Here is a 4,834-nt window from a genome sequence, read left to right as displayed (position 1 = left end):
CCGCACCCGCCCGGGCCCCGGCCCGGCCGCCGGCGTGCCGACGGCCCACGCGCCCCTGGCGCGCGGCTGCCGCCCCCGCGGCTGCCGCGCCCCGGCCCGGCGCGTCCACGGGCGGCGGGTGCGGTACGTGATCGGCTCCGAACCCGGCCAGGTCAACGGCATGCGATGGCGTCGCGGAGACGCGCTGTAGCGGACCGTCCCGCCCGGCAGGCACAGGCACACCTACCCTGCCGCGGGGCCCGTTCCGCACGGCCCCAGCCCCCGTCCGGCCGGTCCGCCCGGCCGCCCCGGGGCGCGGGCCCCCGCACCGTACCCACCCGTACCCCCGCACGGGGTGTGGTGTGCGCGTCACGGGCGGGCGGCGCACTACGGTGACCACCACCCGCCGCACCACGCATCCCGTAGGAGTGACTGGGCATGTCCAGCACCAGCGAGTTCTTCATCCCGGACCCGGAGGGTCAGGTCCCCGACGCCGAGGGCTACTTCGGCGACTTCGGGGGCAAGTTCATCCCCGAGGCGCTCGTCGCCGCCGTGGACGAGGTGGCCGTCGAGTACCAGAAGGCCAAGGGCGACCCGGCCTTCGCGGCCGAGCTGAACGACCTCATGGTCAACTACACCGGCCGCCCCAGCGCCCTGACCGAGGTGCCGCGCTTCGCCGGGCACGCCGGCGGCGCCCGGATCTTCCTCAAGCGCGAGGACCTCAACCACACCGGCTCGCACAAGATCAACAACGTGCTGGGCCAGGCGCTGCTCACCAAGCGCATGGGCAAGACCCGCGTCATCGCCGAGACCGGCGCCGGCCAGCACGGCGTGGCCACCGCCACCGCCTGTGCCCTCTTCGGCCTCGACTGCACCATCTACATGGGCGAGGTCGACACCCGGCGCCAGGCCCTGAACGTGGCCCGCATGCGCATGCTCGGCGCCGAGGTCATCGCCGTGAAGTCCGGCTCGCGCACCCTCAAGGACGCCATCAACGAGGCCTTCCGCGACTGGGTGGCCAACGTCGACCGCACCCACTACCTCTTCGGCACCGTCGCCGGCCCGCACCCCTTCCCGGCCATGGTCCGCGACTTCCACCGCGTCATCGGCGTCGAGGCCCGCCGCCAGATCCTGGAGCGCACCGGCCGGCTGCCCGACGCCGTCGCCGCCTGCGTCGGCGGCGGCTCCAACGCCATCGGCCTCTTCCACGCCTTCATCCCCGACACCGAGGTCCGCCTGGTCGGCTTCGAGCCCGCCGGACACGGCGTCGAGACCGGCGAGCACGCGGCCACCCTCACCGCCGGCGAGCCCGGCATCCTGCACGGCTCCCGCTCCTACGTCCTCCAGGACGAGGAGGGCCAGATCACCGAGCCTTACTCCATCTCGGCCGGCCTGGACTACCCGGGCATCGGCCCGGAGCACTCCTTCCTCAAGGACACCGGCCGCGGCGAGTACCGCGCGGTCACCGACGACGCCGCCATGCAGGCCCTGCGCCTGCTCTCGCGCACCGAGGGCATCATCCCGGCCATCGAGTCGGCGCATGCCCTCGCCGGCGCCCTCGACCTCGGCCGCGAGCTCGGCGAGGACGGCCTGATCGTGGTCAACCTGTCCGGCCGCGGCGACAAGGACATGGACACCGCCGCCCGCTACTTCGGGCTGTACGACGGCGCCGAGGGGGAGTCGAAGTGAGCAACGACAAGACCGGCCGCATCCAGCTGCTGAGCGACACCCTCGCCAAGGCGAAGGCCGAGGACCGCGCGGCCCTCGTCGCCTACCTCCCCGCGGGCTTCCCGACCGTCGACGGCGGCATCGAGGCCGTCAAGGCCGTCGTCGAGGGCGGCGCCGACATCGTCGAGGTCGGCCTCCCGCACAGCGACCCCGTCCTCGACGGCGCGGTCATCCAGACCGCCGACGACATCGCCCTCCGCGGCGGCGTCAAGATCGCCGACGTGCTGCGCACCGTGCGCGAGGCGCACGAGGCGACCGGGGCCCCGGTCCTCGTGATGACGTACTGGAACCCGATCGACCGGTACGGCGTGGAGCGGTTCGCCACCGAGCTCGCCGCGGCGGGCGGCGCCGGCTGCATCCTGCCGGACCTGCCGGTCCAGGAGTCCGCGCCGTGGCGCGAGCACGCCGACAGGAACGGCCTGGCCACCGTCTTCGTCGTCGCCCCCAGCAGCAAGGACGAGCGGCTGGCGACCATCACGGCCGCCGGTTCCGGTTTCGTCTACGCCGCCTCCCTGATGGGCGTCACCGGTACCCGCGAGTCGGTCGGCCACGAGGCCCAGGAGCTGGTCCGCCGCACCCGCACCACCACCGAGCTCCCGGTCTGCGTCGGCCTCGGCGTCTCCAACGCCGTCCAGGCCAAGGAGGTCGCCGGCTTCGCCGACGGGGTGATCGTCGGCTCGGCGTTCGTGAAGCTGCTGCTGGACGCGCCGGACCTGCCCGCCGGGCTGGCGGCCGTACGGGCCCTGGCGGGCGAACTTGCGGAAGGCGTACGCAGGAGCTGACGCGGGCGCGGGCCCCGCAGAGGTTCTGTAGCCCGATCGGGTGGATCTGGGAGCAGGGGGGCACGGGAGTGCCTCCCTGCTTCGTTTGGCCGACCGTGAGCGAGAAGAACGACGGTGCGAACCGCCAAGCGAAACGATCGGCCCGGGAGCGGCTCCAAGCGGAGCGCGAGCGGGAGAAGCAGAAGGACAAGCGTCGGCGGACGCTCGTCGTGGCGGCGGCGGTCGTCGGCGTCCTGGGCCTGGCGGCCGTCGTCGGCCTGATCGCGGCGAACGCAGGGAAGGGCGGCAAGGACACGGCGGGCCCGGTGACCGCCCCCTCCGGTGCCGCCGGCAAGGACGCCCTCGCCGTCCCGACCGGCAGCAGCGAGGCCAAGTCCACCCTGACCGTGTGGGAGGACTTCCGCTGCCCCGCCTGCAAGTCCTTCGAGGTCAACTACAAGGACACGATCCACGAGCTGGAGGCCAAGGGCCTGCTCAAGGGCGAGTACCACCTGGTCACCCTGATCGACGGGAATATGGGCGGCAGCGGCTCCCTCAAGGCCGCCAACGCCGCCGCGTGCGCGCAGGACGTCGGGAAGTTCACCGAGTACCACGACGTGCTGTTCCAGAACCAGCCGGAGGAGACCGACGACGCCTACGGCAAGAACGCGAAGCTGATCGAGCTGGCCGGCAAGGTCGAGGGGCTGGACACCCCCGCCTTCCGCACCTGCGTCGAGGAAGGGACGCACAACAGCTGGGTGGCCAAGTCGCACGAGGCGTTCCGGGCCGGGAACTTCCGCGGCACTCCGACCATCCTGCTGAACGGCAAGGACATCTTCGCCGACCAGGCCAACCCGCTCACCCCGCAGAAGCTGAAGGAGCAGGTGGAGGCCACGGCGAAGGGCACCGCCACCACCGGCGGCGGGAAGGCCTCGGCGTCGCCGTCGGCCCCGTCCTCCGAGTCCTCCGCCTCCGGGTTCTCCGCCTCCGCTTCCGCCTCGCCGGGGTCGCGGGCGAAGGGCTCCGGCAGCAGCGGCTCGCGGACGGGCGCCTCCCCCGCGGCGGCGACGGGGACGGCTGGTCAGGGGTGACGCACGGCCCGATGGAACGAGACGCTCCGGTCCGGGAGCGCCGTGCACGCCAGGTGTCGATTTGATGGCAGCTTGCCGGGCGGGTTGCGGTCCGCACCGCCCGGCAAGGTAGCGTCGGTCCTGCCATGGAACTTGCCTACATCCCCAGTCCGTCGACCGGCGTGGTCCACCTCGGACCGATCCCGCTGCGCGGCTACGCGTTCTGCATCATCATCGGTGTCTTCGTCGCCGTCTGGCTCGGCAACAAGCGCTGGATCGCACGCGGCGGAAAGCCGGGCACGGTCGCGGACATCGCCGTGTGGGCGGTTCCGTTCGGCCTGGTCGGCGGCCGCCTCTACCACGTGATCACCGACTACCAGCTGTACTTCGGCGAGGGCCGCAACTGGGTCGACGCCTTCAAGATCTGGGAGGGCGGCCTCGGCATCTGGGGCGCGATCGCGCTCGGCGCGCTCGGGGCCTGGATCGGCTGCCGCCTGCGCGGCATCCCGCTGCCCGCCTGGGCCGACGCCCTGGCCCCCGGCATCGCCCTGGCCCAGGCCATCGGCCGGTGGGGCAACTGGTTCAACCAGGAGCTCTACGGGCGCGCCACCGACCTGCCGTGGGCGGTGAAGATCAGCGAGGGCGCCAACCGGGTCGCCGGCACCTACCACCCGACCTTCCTGTACGAGTCGCTGTGGTGCCTCGGCGTCGCCGGTCTGGTGCTGTGGGCCGACAAGCGGTTCAAGCTCGGCCACGGCCGCGCCTTCGCGCTGTACGTCGCCGCGTACTGCGTAGGCCGCAGCTGGATCGAGTACATGCGGGTCGACGAGGCCCACCACATCCTCGGCGTGCGCCTGAACGTGTGGACCTCGATCGTCGTCTTCCTGCTGGCCGTGATCTACTTCGTGCTCTCCGCGAAGCTGCGTCCCGGCCGTGAGACGGTCGTCGAGCCCGACTGCGGCCCCTCCGGGGACGCCGCCGCGAAGACCGGGGACGCGAAGACCCCCGAGGCGAAGACCGCGCAGGCCACGGGCACGGACCCGAAGGCGGCCGCCGAGAAGGCTGTGGACCCGAAGGCCGCCGAGGCCAAGGCCGACGCCGCCGAGCCCGCCGAGGCGGCGGCTCCGGCCGCGAACGCCGGGGACGCCCAGCCCGGGGCCAAGAAGCTCTGACCCGGACCGGCCAAGCCGTCGGGTAGCACACCGCCGAGAGGGGGGGGGGGGCCGGGCCGTGGGGGGGCGGCCGCCGCGCGGGTGGGGGCGGCCCGGACCGGGCCGGGCGCGCGCCCGGGGACTA

Annotated in this window: 4 protein-coding genes and 1 pseudogene; all 5 read left to right on the top strand. The window is 73.3% G+C overall.

Features of this window, described 5'->3' with window-relative positions:
• Nucleotides 1-190: tryptophan biosynthesis modulator TrpM (gene trpM / locus ACFVGY_RS37455; protein ID WP_385686965.1), on the top strand; the 190-nt coding region annotated here is incomplete at its 5' end.
• A gap of 227 nt (nucleotides 191-417) precedes the next feature.
• Nucleotides 418-1,668, top strand: a complete 1,251-nt coding sequence (gene trpB, locus ACFVGY_RS37450) for a tryptophan synthase subunit beta (RefSeq protein WP_385686962.1) — start codon at nucleotides 418-420, stop codon at nucleotides 1,666-1,668.
• The gene (trpA, locus tag ACFVGY_RS37445) at nucleotides 1,665-2,489 is read left to right on the top strand and encodes a tryptophan synthase subunit alpha (protein WP_385686960.1); all 825 of its coding nucleotides are present in this window, start codon (nucleotides 1,665-1,667) and stop codon (nucleotides 2,487-2,489) included. Before trpB ends, trpA begins: the two co-directional genes overlap by 4 nt.
• A gap of 95 nt (nucleotides 2,490-2,584) precedes the next feature.
• Nucleotides 2,585-3,373, top strand: a pseudogene (locus ACFVGY_RS37440) (DsbA family protein); the annotation flags it as partial.
• A gap of 311 nt (nucleotides 3,374-3,684) precedes the next feature.
• Nucleotides 3,685-4,710, top strand: coding sequence for a prolipoprotein diacylglyceryl transferase (gene lgt, locus ACFVGY_RS37435; RefSeq protein ID WP_385686957.1), 1,026 nt, complete (start codon nucleotides 3,685-3,687; stop codon nucleotides 4,708-4,710).
• Nucleotides 4,711-4,834: the final 124 nt, after the last annotated feature.

Source organism: Streptomyces sp. NPDC127106 (genome assembly GCF_042677605.1).
Taxonomy (GTDB): domain Bacteria; phylum Actinomycetota; class Actinomycetes; order Streptomycetales; family Streptomycetaceae; genus Streptomyces.
The sequence above is the reverse complement of the archived record's forward strand: the minus strand, read 5'-3'. Positions and strand labels throughout refer to the sequence as shown.